The sequence below is a fragment of the Lentimicrobium saccharophilum genome (genome assembly GCF_001192835.1).
Taxonomy (GTDB): Bacteria; Bacteroidota; Bacteroidia; order Bacteroidales; family Lentimicrobiaceae; genus Lentimicrobium; species Lentimicrobium saccharophilum.
This window is the reverse complement of record NZ_DF968182.1, coordinates 363,154-384,171: the sequence shown is the minus strand read 5'-3', so window position 1 is coordinate 384,171 and position 21,018 is coordinate 363,154. Positions and strand designations below refer to the sequence as shown.

Genomic DNA, 21,018 nt, shown 5'->3' with positions numbered 1-21,018 from the left:
ACGCCCATGCGCCTGCGACTCCTGGCATTCATATTACTACTGTTTACTTTTACCGGAGAAATATCCGCCAGGGAGCCGTTTACCATTGATTACGAAGCACTCACCTACAGGTTATATACCGAACAAAAGTGGGACAGTCTTCTTATCACCGGCGAACAGGCCATCGGGGAAGGCTGGGATTACTTCTACATCCGACTGAGGACAGGAATAGCGGCGTTTGAACTGCAAAGGTATGCCCGGGCTGCACGCCATCTGGAAAAAGCAAGGGATTTCAATAATTTTGATGAACTTACCATTTCGCTGCTTATTAAATCATACCTCTACAGCGGACAGCCCGATAAGGCCAGGAGGTTTCAGAAAAGCCTGCCTTCCGGCAATTCAAACCAGGCAGTCAACCGCCTGTTCAATCCAATGATCTATGTGGAGGCAGGACCGGCTTTTTCTGACCACAGCAGCCGGTTTGATCAGCACAGGCAACAAGGAAACGGGCTTTATACTGAAGCCTATCTGAACAAAAACGCTTTCTATTCACTGGCGGGTGCGCTGATCCCGGCCGGTTCAAGCCTGATGATCAATGCAGCCGTGTCAGCAATGAATTTCAATAAAACAAGAACAGTTGAAATTACGGGGTTTGATTCATTGAGCGGGAACTACTCCGTGCGGCAACTGGAAGCATACCTTGCGCCATCGTTTATAATCGGACGCAAAATCAGGATCAGTCCCGCCTTCAGATTATCGGACGTCAGGTATTCCAATCCTTTGCGGAGTGACGACAGCATCGTCGCCCGCATGATCGGACCTCCCCGAAATACAAAATATGATGATATTGCATACGGGGGAGAGATCAGCTACCTTTCGCCGGTCTGGGAAGCTTCGGCCGGTTTATGGTCGCTGCACGCGGATCAGCTGAGGACTACTCAGGCCTCTTTGGGATGTATCGTAAGACCTTACGGAAACCTGAACCTGTATAGCAGCACAACCATTACCCTGAATCAGAACGATTATTCCCAAAGTCTGATTTTCAGCCAGATGGTGGGAGGAAAAATCCTGCCAGCGCTATGGGGTGAAGCTTTATTTACCGCGGGAAACCTCACCGGGTCAGCTGAAAACAACCTGCAGGTATTTTACAACGCTTTCGATAAGACAAAAAACCGCTTCGCTGCCCGGCTGATATATATCCACAACGATTATCTCAGATTCAGCCTCAGGGCCCAGCTTTTTCTCCGTGAAGGAACCGAGCTGTTTTTCCCGGAACCGGCAACGGGAAAGATTTATTATTACAATTACCAAACATTAAGTATAACAGGAGGATTAACATGGAATCTGCCTTGAAAAAATCAATGATCAGCCTGATGCTGCTGATGGCTTTCGCGACTTTAAGGGTTTCAGCCCAGGAAAAGGTTCAGTTCGAAGAGGTTTTCAAAAACAGCTATGCCCTGGAAAACAATGCGGAATATGGCAAAGCCATAGAAGCACTGAAAAAAGTTTATGATGAATCCTCATACGAGATCAACCTCAGGCTGGGGTGGCTTACCTATCAGGCCGGGTGGTTTACCGAATCCATTGCCTTTTACAACAAATCCATACAACTAATGCCCATGTCGGTTGAGGCCCGCTTGGGATTTGTACTGCCGGCTGCAGCCCTGGGCAACTGGAACCAGGTAATTACCCGCTACAATGAAGTGTTGAAGATTGATCCCAATCATTACACTGTAAATTACCGGATGGGGATGATATATTACAGCCGTCAGGAGTATCAGACAGCATACAAATACTTTGAAAAAATCGCAAATCTTTATCCTTTCGACTACGATGCCCTGCATATGTTTGGCTGGACCAATTACCGGATGGGCAAACTCAGGGAGGCCAAGGTTTTGTTCGGAAAGGCATTGATGAACCGCCCGGGGGATGCCTCAGCAAAAGAGGGCTATAATCTGATCAAATAATCCTGTAAATATGCAAATCCCGAAAGAATCATACCATGCTTGAAAGAATTATCGGGTTCAGCATCCGCAATAAGCTGATTGTTATCCTATTCACGCTCTCCGTTGCTGGTTTCGGGTTGTTTTCCATTACCCAGATACCCATCGGTGCCGTACCGGACATCACCAACAACCAGGTTCAGGTAATCACCACCTCCGGAAATCTTTCAACGCAGGATGTTGAGCAATTTATCACTTATCCGGTTGAACTCGAGATGGCCAACCTGCCTGGCGTTCAGGAGATACGGTCGGTTTCAAAATTCGGATTGTCTGTGGTTACCATCGTTTTTAATGACGAAATGGGGACGTACCTTCCCCGGCAATTGATTGCAGAAAAGATCAAAAGTGCATCGGCCAACATACCTGAGGGGTTCGGTACACCAGAGATGGGGCCCATCACCACGGGACTGGGAGAAATCTATCAGTATATTCTCGATACCAAACCCGGTTATAAGGACAAATACGACGCGATGGAATTAAGAACCATTCAGGACTGGATTGTTAAGCGTCAGTTGTCGGGTATTCCGGGCGTTGTTGAAATAAACACCTGGGGCGGGTACCTAAAACAGTACGAAGTGGCGGTTAACCCTTCGGTACTTAATGCCATGCATGTTACAATTTCCGAGGTGCTGGAAGCACTTGAACGGAATAACAGTGTGGCAGGAGGAGCATACATCGAGAAACAGCATGAAACCTATTTTATCCGCGGCGAAGGATTGATGAAATCAATCGATGACATCAATGCAACCGTTATCAGAAATATAAATGGTATTCCGCTGTTGGTGGGTGACATTGCCAAAGTTAATGAAGGATATGCCAACCGCTTCGGGGCCATTACCGGTAATGGCGAAGGTGAAAAAGTGCTTGGTCAGATTATGATGCTGAAGGACGCCAACTCCAGCAAAGTAATCCGGGAAGTGAAACAGCGGGTGGCTGAGCTCCAGAAAACACTGCCCGAGGGTGTTTATATCAACCCAATCCTTGAACGCAGCGAGCTGATCAGCAAAACCACCTTTACAGTTTCTGAAAACCTTATCCTGGGCTGTCTGATCGTGATTTTCGTGGTAGTCCTGTTGCTGGGCAATTTCAGGTCAGGAATGGTTATTGCCTCACTGATCCCGCTTTCGCTGCTGTTCACCATTGCAATGATGTACATTTTCGGCGTGGATGCCAACCTGATGAGCCTTGGAGCCATTGACTTCGGAATCATCATCGACGGTGCCGTCATTATCGTGGAGTTTATTGCATTAAGCCTGAATACACGAAAAACTGAACTGGATGGCCTTGCCGGAAATCAACGCCAGAAACTCGTCGACAGCATTACCTTTACCGGCGCCTCCAAAATGATGAATTCTGCCATCTTCGGTCAGTTCATCATCCTTATTGTTTTCATTCCCATCCTCTCACTCAGCGGGGTCGAAGGAAAAATGTTCAGGCCCATGGCCCTTTCTTTCAGTTTTGCGCTGCTGGGAGCCATTATTTTTTGTTTTACCTGGCTGCCGGTCGCCGCATCAATCTTCCTGAGGCCTGTAAAGGAAAATAAAAAAAGCATTTCGTCATGGATTATGAACTTCGCCTATCGGAGTTACAAACCAGTAATTGAATGGGCTTACGATCATAAAAAATCCGTATTCGGGATGGCAGCCCTTTCGCTGATACTGGTTGGTATCCTTTTCTCCAGAATGGGAGGTGAATTTGTTCCCACCCTTGATGAAGGGGATTTTGTAATACAACCGGTGCTTAAGACAGGAACCTCGTTGTCGGAAACCATTGAACTGACAACGCAAATGGAAAATATCCTGATCGAAAATTTCCCGGAGATTGATCAGATTGTCAGCCGCATAGGGGCTGCAGAAGTTCCAACGGATCCGATGTCGATGGAAGAAAGTGATATCATCATCAAACTGAAACCAAAAAAAGAATGGGTATCGGCTGAAAGTAAAGATGAGCTGGCCGATAAATTTAAGGAAGCACTTTCAGTAATTCCCGGAATTGAATATGAATTCACCCAACCCATTGAAATGCGCTTTAATGAGTTAATCACAGGCGTAAGGGCGGATGTGGCTGTAAAAATCTTTGGCGAAGATCTTGATGTGCTCAATCAGAAAGCTTTTGAAGTTAAAAACCTGATCGACGGGGTGGAAGGAGCCGCAGATGTTATTGTTGAAAAAACGGCCGGACTTCCCCAGATGAGTGTGAAATACCGGCGCGATATGATTGCCCGGTACGGGACCAATACCCGGGAATTGAATCATTATATCGCAGCCGGATTTGGCGGCGCCGAAGCCGGAAGCATATTTGAGGGAGAAAAGCGTTTCGACCTGGTAATCAGGCTCGAAAAATCGTCACGCAAAGGCATTGAAGACCTCAGGAACCTGAGGGTTCCCTTACCCGGTGGCGCACTGGTCCCCCTGAGTGAACTGGCGGACATCTCCTATACAACCGGGCCAGCCAAGATTTCGCGCGACAATACACAACGCCGGGTGGTGGTGAGCATCAATGTTCGAAACAGGGATATGGAATCCGTGGTGAAAGATTTAAAAGATATTCTTGATACCCGGCTGAATCTTCCCCCGGGATACACGGTATCTTATGGGGGCCAGTTTGAAAACCTGCGCAATGCATCAAAGCGGCTGCAACTGGCAGTTCCTATAGCGATGCTGCTGATTTTTATTTTATTGCACTTCGCTTTCGGATCTTTTAAAGAAGCAGCCATGGTATTCTCGGCGATTCCCCTGGCAACTGTGGGAGGTGTGCTCCTGCTCTGGATCAGGGGCATGCCATTCAGCATTTCGGCCGGCGTCGGGTTTATCGCCCTTTTCGGAATTGCCGTGCTTAATGGAATTGTACTTATTGAACACCTTAAAGAATTAAAGGAACAGGGAATCTCAGACATGCGCGAACGCATCATGACCGGAACCCGGCAGCGGCTCAGGCCGGTGATTCTTACCGCTGCTGCTGCTGCACTGGGCTTTCTTCCGATGGCTGTTTCAACAAACGCCGGCGCCGAAGTGCAACGCCCGCTGGCTACTGTAGTGATTGGCGGACTGATAACCTCAACCATGCTTACCATGATCGCACTTCCGCTGCTATATGCAATCTTCGACAACCGGAACAGCATCAGGTTATGGCCTTTCCGTTCCCGGAAAAACCTGCCCCTGCTTTTATTACTGTTGCTCCCGGCTGGTGTTGCCCTGGCCCAGCCAGTTGAAATTACTCCCGAAAAGGCAGTATCAATAGCCCTTGTTAACAACCAGTCCATAAAAATCGGAGAACTTCAGGCTGAACAAAGCAAAGTAATGATACCCGCCAGGGCTGCCCTTGGCAAAACCGGCATCTATTATGGCTTTGACCAGAATAATGTTGCCGAAAACGGCAAACCCCTCTACATTATCGGTGCTGAACAATCCTTCAGCTTCCCGACCCTGTTAATGGCACAGCGAAAAACCGGACAGGCAGAAACGAGAGCAGCTGTCAAAAACCTGGAAATGAGCAAATATCAACTGACCAGGGAAGTGCACAAAGCTGTAAATCAGCTGCTGTATCTCAGGAATAAACAAGTACGGTTTCAATACCTTGACAGCCTCTACAGCAATTTATCCGCTGCTGCAGCCCTGAGCTATGAGCATGGGGGACATACATACCTCGAAATGCTGAATTCAAAGGCCAGACAACAACAGATTGTGCTGCAACTGAAGCAAATAACCGCGCAGTTGAACACGGCCGCAATTGCATTTCAAAGCCTGCTGCAGGCTGATACAGTATACGACATCGCTTTCAAAATGCTGGAACCACTGCTACTGAGCGAACACGCAGGCATGGTAAATCCGCAGACAGAACTTTTTCTGGCTGAAGCTGAAGTAACAAGAAGCAGGATTGCAGAGGAAAAAAATGCACGCCTGCCCGAAATCAGCCTTACCTGGTTCAATGGCACCAATTCCTATGCCGGTGCACAGAATTATTATGGTTACCAGGCCGGGCTGGCCATGCCCCTGATATGGGGAGGGCAGCGCGCCAGAATCAATGCGGCAAAACTTGAATATGAAATTGCCGGTGCAAGGCTCGGAAACTTACGCCTCAGGCTGGAAGCCGCAAAAAAATCACTTAACAATGAACTGATCGGTTACAGCGAAGCCATTGGTTATTATGAAAGCCACGGCAGACTGCTTGCTGAAGAAATCATCAGGGCCGCAAATCTGAGCTATAAAAACGGAGAGACAGACTTTTTCAGATTGATTCAGAGCCTGGAAAATGCCATCGAAATCCAGCTTAACCACCTTGACAATGTGGCTGCATATAATCAGATCGTTCTGGATATAAATTATTTAACCCTTGATTGAATGACTTATGAAGACGACACATACATTTCCGCTCTTTCTGCTAGCGCTGAGTTTATTGTTCGCATGTAATCCGGGCGTCCAGCTGCCTGCAGAAGATAATCAAGCAGGTTCAGAGAAGATTTCAATAACACCGGCGCAATTTGAGGCTGCAGGCATGCAAAAAGGAAATCCGGAAAAACGCACCTTTTCGCAAACCATACAGGCCAGGGGAGAAGTCATTGCCTCCCCAGCCGGTCAGGCAAAAATAAGCAGCCTTTTTGAGGGCAAAGTGAAGCTCATAAAAGTAAAAACAGGAGATCAGGTAAGAAAAGGACAACTGCTATGCACTATTGAAAGCGGTGAATTTCTCCGCTTGCAGCAGGAATATGCCGAAACCCGTTCAGCCCTGAAACCGGCAAAGGCAGAATATGAGCGGCAGAAGGCCCTGCTTGATGATAATGTCGCTTCAAGGAAGACCTATTTGCAGGCAGAAGCAGATTATAAAACATTGCTTGCACGGAGCGAAAGCCTTCAATCCATCCTGAGCATGGCCGGATTGAACACCCTGAATACTGCCGAAGGACAAATTGTCCAGGAATTGAGTATTTATGCGCCGATTAACGGATACATCTCCGGGGTAACGGCAGTCTCCGGCCTGCATACCCGGAGTGATCTGGTATTGATGGAGATGGTTGACCTGAATTCACTTCAGCTTAAGATCTCTGTATATGAAAAAGACCTTATATCACTGAAAACGGATCAGGATATCATCTTTTACAGCCCCAACCAAACCCGTCAAAAGTACAAGGGGAAGGTAACTTCTTACAGCAGGGCTGTTGACCCTGAATCGAGAACCATTACTGTGATGGGCAATATCCTGCCCGAACACCAGCCCAGCCTCATCCACGGGCTGTTTGTTGAGGCAGAAATCATTACCGGGAAAAGACCGGTAACTGCGCTTCCCGATGAAGCCATACTTACCGAAGCAGGCAACACTATGGTCCTTGTGCAGACATCAGAAAATGAAAAGGAAATGGTATTTCTGAGGAAAATGGTTAAAACCGGGGAAAGCATGCAAGGCTTCACTGAAATTCTTAATCCGGAAGGTCTTGAAAATGTGCTGATTAAAGGGGGCTATAATCTGCTGAATGAATAATCCTGTTTTCCCTCAGCTGTGTGAACTACTCATCCTGCCCAGACCGGCAGCGTTTTGTCCATACCCATAAAAAGTTCAATCAGAAAATAAAGCAGTACAGGCAGCAGCACCATACTGATGATTTTCAGTCCCAGTCCGGCCCTGGCCATCTCGGGAACGGTTACCCGGTTACTGCCGAAAATAACTGTATTGGGGCCAGTTCCGGCCGGCATAATAAATACAAACGAGCAGGCAAAGGTTGCCGGAATCATCAGCAAAAGCGGGTTGATATTCCCCGCGACCGCCATGCTGGCCAGCACCGGTAAAAAAATATTGGCCGTGGCAGTATTTGAGTTTACTTCGGTAAAAAAGAGAATAAATCCCACCACGATCAGCAACACAACGAACATAGGATAATCACTGACAAAGGCCAGTTGCAGCCCAAGCCATTCGGCAAGCCCGGTTGCCTTGAATCCCGATGCCAAGGCGTAACCTCCGCCGACAATCACCCCGACGCCCCAGGGAATCTGCACGGCCGTTTTCCACTCGAGCAGGCGTTTCCCGGCTCCGTCAGGGATCATAAAGAGCAGCATTACCGAAAACATACCGACTGTGCTGTCATGCACATAATGTTCCATGCCCAGCAGGTTACTCCAGCCGGGCAACACAAAATTATCGATCACCAGGTTTTCACGGAAAATCCAGCCCGGCGAAGTCAGTATAAATATCCACATCACCCGCTTTTCGCCAGGACTCATGGGCCCCATGGATTTCAGTTCATCGCCGATCAGCTCCCTGCTGCCCGGAATGCTTTCACGCACCCTGAAGAGCTTCACCAGGTAAATCCAGACAATCGGAAGAAAGACAACCACCAGGGGAAAACCAATTTTCAACCAGGTAAGAAAACTGATGGATGGCGCTTCGGGAAACATTTTGGCGAGGACTCCCGAAAATATCATATTGGTTGGGGATCCGATCAGGGTTGCCGTTCCGCCGATGCTGGCCGAGTAGGCAATCCCCAGCATCAGGGCCGTTCCGAAGTGGCTGGCTGTACCGGAAGATTCTTCCTTGGTAATCAACGCCATCCCGATCGGCAGCATCAGCAGGGCAGCCGTAACATTGGCAATCCACATCGAAAGGAAAGCGGTCACCAGCATAATGCTCATCAGAATCACCGGGCGGCTGGTCCCCAGGGCGCGGATCAGCACCAAAGCAATCCGTTTATGCAGGTTCTGGGCCTCTATGCCTTTGGCAAGGAAAAAGCCGGAAATCATCATCAGTACAAAGTCATGACCATAATTAATGGCAGTATCTCCGGCCGGTAAAATACCCAGCAGCGGAAACAATACCATGGGAAGGAAAGCGGTGGCATAGATCGGAATGGCCTCTGTAATCCACCAGACGGCCATCAGTATGGTTACCAGCCCGGCATTGCGCGCGCTTTCCGACATTCCCGGAGGAACCGGCAACAGCAGACCTGTAAAAAGGATCAGCAGCCCGGCAAGCATTCCTTTGTACCTGATGTTTCGCATATAAAGCAGATTATTATTGTATTACCTGAACTTTATGAGCAATAAGTAATTTCTTCACATTTACTTACCCCTGCCCTGATGAACAGGATCAGTCCGATTTTCACCCTCACAGGAAAAAAGGAAGAGGTGCCCGCAGATTGCCTGCAAAGCACCTCTATTCCCTCCTCAAAAACACACCAACCAATCATTAATAAGAAGATCAAACATCTCTTTAATCATTGGTGGGCTCATTTTCTTTTTAGTCTTCGTAATAAGTAAAGGCGTAAAGTTCCTGCCATCCGTCACCTGAGCGGGTCATTGTTGCAATCCTGTTCTCAGCATCAAAGGTGTAGGTGATGGTTGTGGTTCTCTTGTTGGCTTCGTCGCCCGGATCCCAGTATTCAAGATAGTCAACCAGTTTATTGCTGGGCTTGCCAAAGATTCCGCCCACGGTTTTCCAGTTTGAATCCACGGCATTGGCCTGCTGGATTTTTGCCGTGTTTTCACCGGCAGTGTAGGTAAAGGTTTTGTAACGGTTCACAACACCTTCGTCGTTGTACCTGGTATGCTTGGTGACATTGCCGTTGGTCACTTCCACATCAAACTTCTTGTGGTTGGCGCCATCCCAGAATTCATTGATTCCGATGAGGTAGCCATTGGCATCGTATTCATAGGAAGCATAGCTGGTCTCGTCCCAGATTTCTTTAACGACCAGACCCTCTGCATTGAGTTCGTAGGTAGTGGGCCAGTCTTCCTTGGTGATGGTCAGTTTGCCGGCTACCGAGTAGTCATATGTGATGGTATCAACCGCAACGCCTTCCCATGAATTGTAGATTTTTGAAACCTTGTCGTTGGCGTCGTAAATAAACTCATAGCCTTCAACGCCGTCTCCGTAATTCACGCTGATGGTTTTGATTTTTGCGGGAGGTACAACAATGGGATCATCTCCGTCGTCGTCCTTGTTGTCGCATGCAGTGAAACTCATGGCAGTGATGGCTGCCAGCACCATGATTGAAAAAAACTTTTTCATTGTTTTTTTGGTTTTTGGTTAATGAATGAGAGTTATTGTGTGATTGGAATTAAAATTCTACTGATTACCGGCCACAATGATCAGTGCGAGACCGGAGGTGAAAAGCAAAAACATTAAGAACAGAAGGAGGTTAATGGTTTTGGTCGCTCCCCTGAACTCTTTCCAGATAAATACGCCCCAGAAGGCGGCAACCATGGTTGCGCCCTGTCCGAGTGCATACGAAATGGCTGCACCGGCTTCACCGGTGGCAATATAACTCAGGGAGGTACCAATACCCCAGATCAGACCGCCGAGCACACCTACCATGTGTGTGGAGAACCCTCCGCTGAAATACGCCTTGTAAGTAACCGGTTCCCCGACAAAAGGCTTCTTCATCAGGTAGGTATTGAAGAAGAAATTGCTGAACAACATACCCAGCGCAAGAATAAATACGGCGGTGTAAGGCGTAACCATTCCTGGCGTAGGCGATTCAAAGTTGTTGAGATCCATGGCTGCAGCCACAAAACGGTAGAAGAACGACATCAGGATACCGGCTGCAATGGCAATGTACAGACCTTTACGCGCTACATTCTTATCCTTGTTTTTAGTAATCTTTCCGTAAGCCACGCCATTGAAGATCAGTGCAAAAACAATGAGGGCCACCCCGCTGAACAGCAAAACGGCGTCTCCGTATGGTGCACCAAAATAGTTGATAAACACCCCCAGCACCAGGGCCAGTCCAACGCCAACCGGAAAAGCGACAGCCATACCGGCCAGAGAGATGGAAGCAGACAGCAGGATGTTGGAAGCATTGAAAATAATACCGCCCAGAAAGGCGCTGCCAAAATTGGCCGCACTCACCTGCATCAGGTCAGGAATGAAACTGCGACCCTGTTCCCCTGTGCTTCCCAGTGTAAAACCCATGATCAGCGAGAGGAGTACAACCCCGATAACATAATCCCAGTAAAACAGTTCATAGCGCCAGGTTTTGGCGGCCAGTTTCTGCGTGTTGCCCCAGGAGCCCCAGCATAGCATGGTGACGAAGCAAAGGGCAACGGCCAGCGTGTAACTACTTACGATAAACATATCTGCTTGTTTTTGGTGTGTTAATAATCCGTTATCTGTGAAATCTTGTAGAAATCATGTTAATTGCTTCTCTAAATCCGCCTGAGATCCAGCCTTCATCTCCGCTACCCTGTCTTACCCTGTACTCATGGTTTACCTCCTCATCGCGGAGCATCATGTGCAGTTCGCCATTGCCTTCAGCGCAACAGCCATCATCGGGGGCATCAATGAACAGACTGGTTCTTTTCAGTTTTTCCAATTCAAATGACGACAGGATTTCAGCCGCTTCTGAACCGCTCAGAACAGCGCCTGTAAGCAGGCAACTGCTGAAACGCATCTCTCTGTTCAGCAACCTCAGCGAGGTTTCCGCGCTTTGTCCATATCCTGCGACAGATCTGAACCTGTAGCCGGGACGAATGCGCAACTGTCTTTCAAGCTGATCAATCAATGTGATTATCCCGGTCTCATCCTTTCCGGGAAGAAATACAATCAGCATGGGTGTTGCCTTGCCAGCGCGGATCTCACGGTCGAGCAGCCTGCTGACCGAAACCATCTGTTCCTGCCCTGTAATTCCGGCAAAATAAATAACGGGATACTTTCTGTCAGATACCTGATAATCATCCGGTACATAAGCAAATACCTGCTCACCGCCGGTATTCACCACAATCATCTGCTCATGAGGAAGTTGTCCGGCTGCAGGAGAATCCATCAGATCACCCCGGTAAGGTTTACCTTCAAAGGCATCGCTGATAAAGCGCAGTGCGTCAGGCAAAGCGGCCTGCCACACCCTGAAGCTGTGACCACCATCAATAACCCTGTAATGATGCGGAACGTCAATACTGTGCATCAGGATATGTAACATTTCATTGCTGCGGCAAAGGGTTTGCTCTTCGTCGCCGTTTACCATGTATATTTTCAGGTTCTTTTTCTGCACTTCACCAAGCCGGGGCAGGGTATGAAACGGGCTGTGCAACTTGTAGTAATCCGTGAGGCGGTCGGCACCCGTCAGACCGGGAGCGCCGAAAAGCCGGCCCCATTGCTCATCCCAGCCGGAAGCTTCCTCGGTCATATATTGTTGGTCCGTTCTCACCGACATACTGAGGGGGACGGAAACACCGAACACCCCGGGATGGGCCAGGTGGAGCACCATCGCCCCGAAACCGCCCATGGAGTAACCCATCAACGCGCGGTTGCCGGCATGTGGAATCGTTCTGAAAAGTCCGTCGATGTGAGGGACAAATTCCTGCACAAGCATATCCTGGTATGGAAAAATTCCGGCATAGTCATTTATATAATAAGTCCTGAATGCCTGGGGCATCACGAAAATCACCGGGGCGATATCACCGGATGCCGTGGCATTGCGGCTGTATTGACCTACACGCCCGTATTCCAGCCATGAAGTCTCATCGTCGCCCAGGCCGTGAAGCAGGTAAACCACAGGATAGCGTCGGTTTTCAGTATAATATCCTTCCGGCAGTATCACCGAAAAACGAACCTCCTGACCGAGTATCCTGCTGTGCATGGTCATGCTCTCCATCACCAGTTTATCACCGGCGATGGCATCAAAACCAGTCAGCAGCAGCAGGCAACTTATCAACAGACAGCTTATCCGTTTCATGATCTATTTTTTTAGGTTGTCCTTTATAAAAACCGATGCTTCACTCAATCCAGCAAGGAAACTGCCATGCGAAGGCAACCCCTGTCTTACCCTGTATTCATGGGGAATCTGCTGCTGTCTCAGGCTCATATAAAATGAGTGATAAGGCTGATAGTTATTGCCCTGATCCGTGATATCGAGGTACAAGGCCAGGGCAGTTCCGGTCATGGAGGCGCCGGAGGGCAGTTCAGCATCAAAAAACAAACATGCATTAAAGAGATCGCCGAGTTCGGGCAGTATAGTATAAAGAGTTGCTCCGGCGCCTCCATTTCCGGCAATTACAGCAAACTTTCCTTCAGTTTTTACCCGGTATTCCAGGTTTACCATTTCTTTGATCCTGCTCAATGTTTCCAGGGAAAGCATTTCATTCACAGTCGGGATCTCCACAATCAGCGATTTTGGCAGCCGCAGGCCGGAGATACTGGCATCCATCCTGGCCAGCAGATCCATCGATTCCTCCTGCTCCATCCCGGCAGAACGGTCATGCAAAATATAAATCACCGGATAGGCATTGCTTTCGGTAGCATAGCCCTCCGGCTCCATTACATGGAAAGGCTGCTCGGTTTCTACAGTAAAATGAGTATGAATCCTGGCGGATTGAACAGGATTGTCAGTAAAAGTATCGTCACCCTGATCGGGATATGGAAGATGTCGGAATGCATGGCCAATATACCTGAATGCCTCCGGCAGTGATTTGTGCCAGTAGTCCCATGAATGGGCCCCGTTGCGCACCCGGTACTCATGATTGATGCCCTGATCTCGCATCAACAGGTGCATCGCGTTGTTGGTTTCCGACAAGCTTTCCTCATCGTCGCCGCAGTCGATAAAGTAACGCTGTCCACTGCGTGAAGGATCGCCTGCTTCCGTAAAAAAATGAAACGGGCTGTGTTCGAGGAAGTAAGGAGTAAGGCGGTCGTTGCCCGATTTACCCATCCCGCCGAAGACCGTCCCCCATTGACTGTCGAAAACCCCCTGTGGCTCATTGAGGTATTGCCCATCCGTGCGGAATGACATACTGAGCGCAACGGCCGTTCCGAAAACTTCCGGATTTTTCGCTGCCAGAATCAACGCTCCGTATCCGCCCATGGAATAACCCATCACGGCGCGCTGCGAAGCTTCCTTACTGACGCGGAATTCCGATTCAACGGCCGGCATCAGTTCGTCGATCAGCATATCCATGTAGGGATAAGTCCCGCTATATTTATTAACCCAGTAGGTGTTGAAACCCTGAGGCATCACATAAATCACCGGGCCCGTTTCACCGGCATACTGATCGGCATAATAGCGTATATTGCCCCCCTGGTACCAGGCCTTTTCATTGTCACCTAAGCCATGCAGCAGATAGACTACCGGATAAGTATCCTGGCCATGTTCATATTCCGGCGGCAGCAGCACGGCATAGTTAATGGCCCTGTTCAGCAGACTGCTCTGTATCGACAAATCCTTGCGCAAACGCTCAAAAGGCAGCGATGTTCCGTTATCCGGCTTTTCCTTTTTGCAGCCTGCAAGGGCTGCAAGCACCAGAAATGCCGGCAACAGAATTGATTTACGGAAGAATCTGCCGTTTCGTTGCATCAGAGGTTCGCTTTTTTACTCAGGGATTCGAGGGGTTTGTCATCGTAAACCACGTATGATTTGAAATAAATCCTGAAGTCAGGATGCTGGTTTACCCATTTGATTTCAAGCTTGTGCTCACCTGAGGGCAGCATGTACTTGTGAAAAATATCATATTTGCGGGTGATGTAATCAAAAGGCATTTTAACCTGTTCTGCCACTTCACCATCGATGTATACATCCAGCAGGGCAACAAAATCACGCGATTCATCAATACACCGGCTTTTTACATTGCCCAGCACCACAATGCCTGTACCGCTGAAGTCGAATTTTATGCTTTCTTCCAGATGGTCAGTGCGCACCAGTAGCTCCTTAACGGGAAACATTCCCGGGAAAGACTCCTCGAACCTCAGCATCTCCGGCGCCTGAACCTTAATGGTCAGGTCGTTGCTGCCCACGTCACCGCCGTTGGCTTCCACCTGCTCAAGAGCATGCTTGTAGCTGAGATCATAGACCTGATTCAATGTAAGATCGGAGTATGGGAACATCACATCCTCCACTTTTTCAATGGCGGGCTTCCAGAATGCAGGAATCCTGCTGTAGCCCAGCATTACGCCCAGAATTCCGGCTGCTGTGGCAGGATTGCAGTCAGAGTCCTGTCCGCAGCGGGTAGCAATGTCCATGGTTTTGTAAAAATCCTTTTCCCCGTAGAGCAGTCCGATTACCACATAGGCGGCATTCACCGATGCATCGATGTTAAACGCATTGAAAACCCCTTCGGGGCAGCCTTTTTCGGAAGTGTGCTTTTTCTCAACTTCAAACCAGCATTTTTTCCAGTCATCAGGATACTGTTGGTGCCAGGCAATCACATCGCTGATTACCTGGTGAAACTTGCTTTGCGGAGGAATGGGTTTCAGTCCCTGCTCAATCACAAAAGCGATATCGTCAGAAATAAATGCCGTGGCATACATTCCGGCCACAAAAACGCCTCCATACCAGCCATCACCGTAATTCATAATGTGTCCGGTGCGGTCGCAGAGTTCAGCCGCGTTGTTGATCATTCCGGGAAACATGAGACCGGCGAAGTCTGCTTCTATCTGAAAATCAATGTCATCGGCATGGGGATTATTCATCCAGTGCCCCGATTCGGGAGGCATGATGCCATTCAGGATATTGTAGCGCGCCGCCTGATTGGCATGCCAGAGCTTGTAATCTTCGCGGGCAAAGGCAACGGCAAAGGAGTCGGCAGGCGCATTGACGCCCAGGCGCTCGATCACCTGAACAAATGAGAAATCAAGGTAAACATCGTCGTACAAACCCGGATCGAGTTCATAAATTTCCCGGATGTAATCGTCGTACCACACCATTTCCTGATAATCCTGTATCATGGTGCCCTTGAACTTGAACTCGGTTGGCCCTCCGTAAGTGCAGCCGATGGTTTGACCAGCCCAGCCGCCCCTGATTTTGTCAAACAGCGCTTCCTTCGAAAGGGTGAACGTTTCAGGAAGCTCAGCCTGCTTTTTCTTCTCCGGCTGACACGACATCAGCAGCAACAGGATAAACGGAAGTATTATCAGTTTCTTCATAATTTTCATCAGTTAACCGGTAAAGGACTAACCGGAGGATTTTCGGAATAAACGATCAGGTCGTTGATCCGGATTTCATAATCCGGGGTGTTGTTGGTCCATTTCAGACGTACCTCATGTTTGCCTTCGGGGAGCTGGTATTTCCAGGCCGGCTCCAGACGGCGCGAGGTATTCTTCATAGGCAGGTAAACCGTTTCATCCAGCACCCCGTCAATGTAAACCTCAACCTCGGCCACATATGGGTCCTCCAGTTCAGCAAGACCAAACACTTCCGATCCCAGCCGCTTCGAAATCCGGTCGATGTAATCGGGATCCACCTTCGACCTTTTCACCATATTTCCATACAGAATGTAACCGTTTCCGGTAAAATTAAAGGTAATCTCATCCATAAACGAGCGATCAATTTTCTCACGGGCAATGGGGTGGCAATTCACAAAGTTCTGCTCAAACGCGACCGCAACCGGATTTTCATAGGGAATTTCAACGGTTTCACCTTCGGTTTTGCCACCGGCAAGCTGAATCATGCCCAGCGCATGGCGGTAGCTCATTTCATAGGCTTTGCTGAGCGACATCTCGGTGCTTTCGAAATTCAGCGCTTCAACTTCCTTAAGCGGGTTCAGCCAGAATTCAGGGATGGCATCATAGCCCAGCATCACGCCCAGCACACCGCCCGCAGTGGCTGCATTGCAATCGGCATCCTGCCCGCAGCGGGTGGCGATGTCGACAGAGCGGGAGAAATCGCCCTTACCATATAGCAGCCCGATGGCTACGTATGCGGAATTGATCTTTGCATCGATGTTGAATGAAAGGTAAACACCCTTGGGACAGCCCACATCCTTGTTCCATTTCTTCTGGAGTTCAAACCAGGTGGCTTTCCAGTCGTCGGGATACTGCTTGTGCCATTTAATCACATCGGCGACGCAATCGTGAAATTTCGTGCCTTCGGGGATGGTCTTTACGGCTTCCCCCACAATAAATTCAACATCATCGGAAACAAATGCCAGGGAGTAGAGCGCCGAAACAAACACCCCGCCGTACCATCCGTCGCCGCTGTTCATGATATGCCCGACCCTGTCGGCAATTTCAGTTGCATGGTTCACCATACCGGGAGCCATAAGCCCGATGAAATCAGCTTCTATCTGAAAATCAAGATCATCGGCATGGGGATTGTTCAGCCAGTGGCCCGTCTGGGGTGGTTTCAACCCCCTGAGGATATTGTAACGCGAAGCCTGATTGGCATGTGCCAGGTGATAGGCCGTGTTGGCCCAGTATGCTGCAATGGTATCGGTGCTTACTTCAAGACCGTATTTCTCAAAAACATTCACAAAGTTAAGGTCAGTGTAAATATCATCGAAAAGCCCGGGTTTCTTCTCCCACCAATATTTAACGTAATGCTCATGCCAGGGGATCAGCTGGTATTCATCAATGGTGGAGCCCTGGTATTTGAATTCTACCGGTGCGCCATAGACCACACCTATGGTTTGTCCGGCCCATCCGCCCTTAATTTTGTCCTTCAGTTGTTCGTGCGACAGCTTAACAGAAGTTCCGGCAACAGGGCCACTGCTGCCTGGCTTATCGCAGGAAGTCATCATACCCGCCAGCAACAGGGCGAGCAAGGGCATTACAAAAAAATTTCTGATAGTATGCTTCATCTTTTCAGTTTTTTACGGGTAAACACTTAGTTCGGTAATGGAAGTGAAGGCTGAAACATTTCTGGTGTATTTGTTCCAGTGGCTTTGCACCATGGCATCTCCGATTATCCGGATACCTTTGGTTTTAACGGGATCGAAACGGAGTACATATTCCGCGTAATGGGGCTGGATAAACACAATATCCGAAGCGGGCAGCGGGGGATTGACAATGGATTTTTCAACCGGCACCCATCTGCCTGCTTCATTCAGATATTGCACATTCAGAGAAGTAAACCAACCACCGAACTCCTCCATTCCACCAGTATTAAACACAATCATTCCAACCTCCTGAGGCTCATTCCAACCGTACCCGTAGTAATCCACTTTGGGAATATTTGCCTTGGCAGCCAGGCTGTAAAATACCGAGCCCGGACCGGAAGTTTTTCCATCATTGATCACTGATATTTCTTTGGCATACAACGATTTGCCAAAAGTGTACCAGCATGAATCCAGCACCTTTTCGTTCAGTTTCCTGACGTTCGAGTAGATCGTATCGGCCAGGGGGGCCAGGTTGCGCCCACGCACCAGCAGGCTGAATTCACGGGTTTGTTTTGCTTTGCCGTCGCTGATCTGCAATACCATGCTGTAATCTCCGGCTTTAACCGGGGTTCCTGTCAGCCTGCCGTTTGTGAAGGTAAGACCGGCGGGCAGCGTTCCTGAAATCATGGACCAGTTGTAGATTTTATTGGCCGGAGTATAAAAGCTGAAATCAACGGCTTTACCTGCTTCGAGCACCGGATCAGGACCAAAATAAAATTCCATGGGCGCGCGGAAGTCAGCATCCGGATTGATTACTATCACTTCACTGCCGGGTTTTCCCGTTACTTTCCCGCCCTTGCTTACAATCAGATCTATCGTTTGCTGAAGGGTATTGTCAACCATGGTTGAAATCTGCGTATCGGGCAGGTCGTGGCGGGTTATGTTGATGTACTTGTCGTTAAATGGTTTCGTCCAGCCCTTTACGGGAAGATAAAGATTTTCGGGCAGGCCTTTCATGCCGTACATCACCCCCATCAGCCCGGCCACCGTGGCGGCCTGGTTGTCGGCGTCGAAACCCATGGCGCAGGAAAGGTCGAGCGTACGCTGGAAGTCTCCTTCGCCGTAAAGTATGGCCAGAATGGCGCAGGCTCCGTTAAGGTTGGCATTCCAGATGGTTTTGGTCATGTCGTGTTCATTAATGTAATACTTCTGCGCCATCTCCTGCCAGGCGGCTTTCCAGTCCTTCGGGAATTTTGCATGCAGGCTGATCATATCCTTAACGGTGGCAGCATACCTTCCGTCAGCAGGCAGCGATTTCAGTCCGATATCAATCAGTTTACTGATATCTTTCTCGAAGAAGGCGGCGGCATACATCGCACCGTAATGGATGGTGGGCTCCACGCCCCAGTCATCGCTGGTGATGCGGGCGGCCCATTCCGACTTGTCCGCGGCATATTTTATCATTCCCGGAGCGGTGAACGCCCATATTTCATTGATCAGTTGCGGATCAATCTGATACCAGTGCGGATTCAGTTCTTTACTGCCGGTAAAAGGAGGCGTATATCCGTAATGCATCAGCCCGAGGGCGCCCCGGTTGGCCAGCCACACCCGGTCGCGGATATGATACATCCAGGCATCGCGCAGTTGTGCATACGTTGGCTCGGGTCCATGCTTCATCATCTGCAGCAGGTACATATACTCCAGATCAGTATCATCGTCGGAAAATGCCCCGTCGTATTTCTGCAGCTTATCCAGATTTTTTGTGTAGCCGTAAGGCCAGTTCTCAGGGCCGGGGGCGTTCACATACTTGTTTTCATGCGGAAGTCCGTAGATATTCCCTATCATTTGCCCGACCCACGCAGCCTCGATTTTGTCGCGCAAATCGCTCTTTTTGATGCGCAGGGGCTTGCCTGCCGACAGGAAAAAGGGAAACAGCATCAACAGCAGTGTTGCCTGAACCCGGAAATGAAGGTTTTTTCTTTTCATAAATGTATTTTATTAGTAGCCAGGATTCTGGCGAAGTTTAGAATTGGCGCTCAGTGCGGTCTGCGGCAACGGGAAAAGTTTGGCAGTTGGACCGGAAGCCGGTTTGTTCCACCAGGTATTCCCCCAAACACCGAACCGGATCTGATCCTGCCGGCGGCGGGCTTCCCAGGCAAACTCACGGCCGAACTCATCCAACAGTTCTTCTGCCGTAATGTCGGAGGCCTGATAAGGTGGCATACCCGCACGGGTCCTGATTTTCTGCAACTCCGAATCGTTCAGCATTTCGCCGGCCCTGCCCAGACGCCACAGCGCCTCGAGCTTTGTGTAAAGCACATCGGCATACCGGAAAAGCACAAAATCATTTTCCATATCGGTTACATAGTACTCCAGGTCTTTCTGGTATTCATACTTGCAGCAGCGGGCGCCTTCCCATTTCTTCCGGGCACGGTAATTGGCAATGGTGGGGGTGTACTCAAACCAGACGGTATCGTTTCCCTCAATAAAATAGATCGGATTGCCATTCATATCATACTGTTGCCCGAAAAGGAATGAATTCCGCCTCAGGTCGTTTTCATCGTACTTGTTGAAAAACTCGGGTTCCAGTACAAAACCATCCCACATTTCCCCCTTGAACCCGAAAGTAGCCCTGCTGGCATCGTTCAGGGTAAGGGTATACCAGTATAGCCGGTCCTTGGTATAGACAGAGTGGTTTACAATCACGAAAATGTTCTCCCGGCTGTTTTCATTCTTCACCTTAAAGTTAGTGAAGTAATCATCTTCGATTGAGTATGCGTTGAGCGCAATCACTTTGTCACAGGCGTCCACGGCCAGCTCGTATTTGCTTTCCCCGATCCACTCTTCCGCATTCAGGTAAAGCTTTGCCAGCAATGTCCAGGCCATCCCCTGGGTAACCCTTCCGTAATGCGCGGCAGTAGGCTGATCCTGGAGGTTATCCACATGATCCAGGATTTCCTGCTCTATAAAACTGAAGATAAACTTCCGGTCTTTCTGTTCGGGCAGTTCCTTGTCGGTGAAGTCGATGGTAAAAGGCACATTGCCCCAGTTGTCGATGGCCCAGTAGTAAAACAGCGCCCTCAGAATCTTGATTTCCGAAACGATACGGTCCTTACCCTCGAATGTAATTTCTGATTCTTCGGTTTCGTAGATCACCTCGTTACAGGCGCTGATCCCTTCAAACACATACTCATAGGACTGCCTCAGGATTTTGTTGCTTGAGTTGAAGCGGTGGGTGTGGAGTTCATCCCAGCGGCCCTGCTCCCACCATAAACCATCGTCGCGGCCGGGAATTACCATCTCGTCGGATGCGTTCTGAATCAGCGACCACAACCGCTGTTCTTCGGGAAACCGCTGCAGCTTGGTATATGCCCTTCCGGCATTCATCAGCACTTCCTGCTCGGTCTGGAAAAACTTATCCAGGGGTATCGCTGAATAAACATCCTCCTCCAGATCGGTGCACGATACCATGGTGAGCGCGATGGCTCCAACCAGGGACAGAACGATATATTTCATTTTTTTCATGGCTG

General features: G+C 49.2%; 13 protein-coding genes. 4 read left to right on the top strand and 9 right to left on the bottom strand.

Annotation, left to right across the window (positions count from 1 at the left end):
- Positions 1–6: 6 nt before the first annotated feature.
- The 4 genes from TBC1_RS01385 to TBC1_RS01370 are packed head-to-tail and all read left to right on the top strand — an operon-like array spanning position 7 to position 7,457.
- Complete coding sequence (locus TBC1_RS01385; protein WP_062037421.1) at positions 7–1,332, top strand: hypothetical protein; 1,326 nt, start codon at positions 7–9, stop codon at positions 1,330–1,332.
- A complete protein-coding gene (locus TBC1_RS01380; protein ID WP_201781616.1) occupies positions 1,329–1,946 on the top strand; it encodes a tetratricopeptide repeat protein in 618 nt (205 codons plus the stop codon). The genes TBC1_RS01385 and TBC1_RS01380 overlap by 4 nt, the downstream gene beginning before the upstream one ends.
- Positions 1,947–1,981: 35 nt before the next feature.
- Positions 1,982–6,322 carry a CusA/CzcA family heavy metal efflux RND transporter gene (locus TBC1_RS01375; protein WP_062037417.1) on the top strand — a complete coding sequence of 1,447 codons (4,341 nt, stop codon included), beginning with the start codon at positions 1,982–1,984 and terminating at the stop codon, positions 6,320–6,322.
- A gap of 7 nt (positions 6,323–6,329) precedes the next feature.
- On the top strand, positions 6,330–7,457 hold the full coding sequence (locus tag TBC1_RS01370; protein WP_062037415.1) for an efflux RND transporter periplasmic adaptor subunit: 1,128 nt from the start codon (positions 6,330–6,332) through the stop codon (positions 7,455–7,457).
- Positions 7,458–7,486: 29 nt separating this feature from the next.
- On the opposite strand, the gene TBC1_RS01365 is transcribed toward TBC1_RS01370, so the two are convergent.
- The 9 genes from TBC1_RS01365 to TBC1_RS01325 all read right to left on the bottom strand — a co-directional run bounded on the left by TBC1_RS01365 (position 7,487) and on the right by TBC1_RS01325 (position 21,013).
- Positions 7,487–8,968, bottom strand: a complete 1,482-nt coding sequence (locus TBC1_RS01365) for an SLC13 family permease (RefSeq protein WP_062037413.1) — start codon at positions 8,966–8,968, stop codon at positions 7,487–7,489.
- 238 nt (positions 8,969–9,206) lie between these two features.
- On the bottom strand, positions 9,207–9,977 hold the full coding sequence (locus TBC1_RS01360) for a hypothetical protein (RefSeq protein ID WP_062037410.1): 771 nt from the start codon (positions 9,975–9,977) through the stop codon (positions 9,207–9,209).
- Positions 9,978–10,034: 57 nt separating this feature from the next.
- Complete coding sequence (locus TBC1_RS01355) at positions 10,035–11,042, bottom strand: GRP family sugar transporter (RefSeq protein WP_062037407.1); 1,008 nt, start codon at positions 11,040–11,042, stop codon at positions 10,035–10,037.
- Positions 11,043–11,073: 31 nt separating this feature from the next.
- Positions 11,074–12,639, bottom strand: a complete 1,566-nt coding sequence (locus tag TBC1_RS01350) for an alpha/beta hydrolase-fold protein (RefSeq protein ID WP_062037403.1) — start codon at positions 12,637–12,639, stop codon at positions 11,074–11,076.
- A 3-nt stretch (positions 12,640–12,642) separates the two neighbouring features.
- Entirely contained in the window at positions 12,643–14,253 is a 1,611-nt protein-coding gene (locus tag TBC1_RS01345; RefSeq protein WP_062037400.1) for an alpha/beta hydrolase, read from the bottom strand.
- Positions 14,253–15,818, bottom strand: coding sequence for an ADP-ribosylglycohydrolase family protein (locus TBC1_RS01340; RefSeq protein WP_062042637.1), 1,566 nt, complete (start codon positions 15,816–15,818; stop codon positions 14,253–14,255). Before TBC1_RS01340 ends, TBC1_RS01345 begins: the two co-directional genes overlap by 1 nt.
- Before the next feature lie 8 nt (positions 15,819–15,826).
- Positions 15,827–17,410: an ADP-ribosylglycohydrolase family protein gene (locus tag TBC1_RS01335; protein WP_062042634.1), complete on the bottom strand. Its 1,584-nt coding sequence runs from the start codon at positions 17,408–17,410 to the stop codon at positions 15,827–15,829.
- A 72-nt stretch (positions 17,411–17,482) separates the two neighbouring features.
- The gene (locus TBC1_RS01330) at positions 17,483–19,474 is read right to left on the bottom strand and encodes an ADP-ribosylglycohydrolase family protein (RefSeq protein WP_062037397.1); all 1,992 of its coding nucleotides are present in this window, start codon (positions 19,472–19,474) and stop codon (positions 17,483–17,485) included.
- Positions 19,475–19,486: 12 nt separating this feature from the next.
- Positions 19,487–21,013 carry a RagB/SusD family nutrient uptake outer membrane protein gene (locus TBC1_RS01325; protein ID WP_236695627.1) on the bottom strand — a complete coding sequence of 509 codons (1,527 nt, stop codon included), beginning with the start codon at positions 21,011–21,013 and terminating at the stop codon, positions 19,487–19,489.
- Positions 21,014–21,018 lie beyond the last annotated feature (5 nt).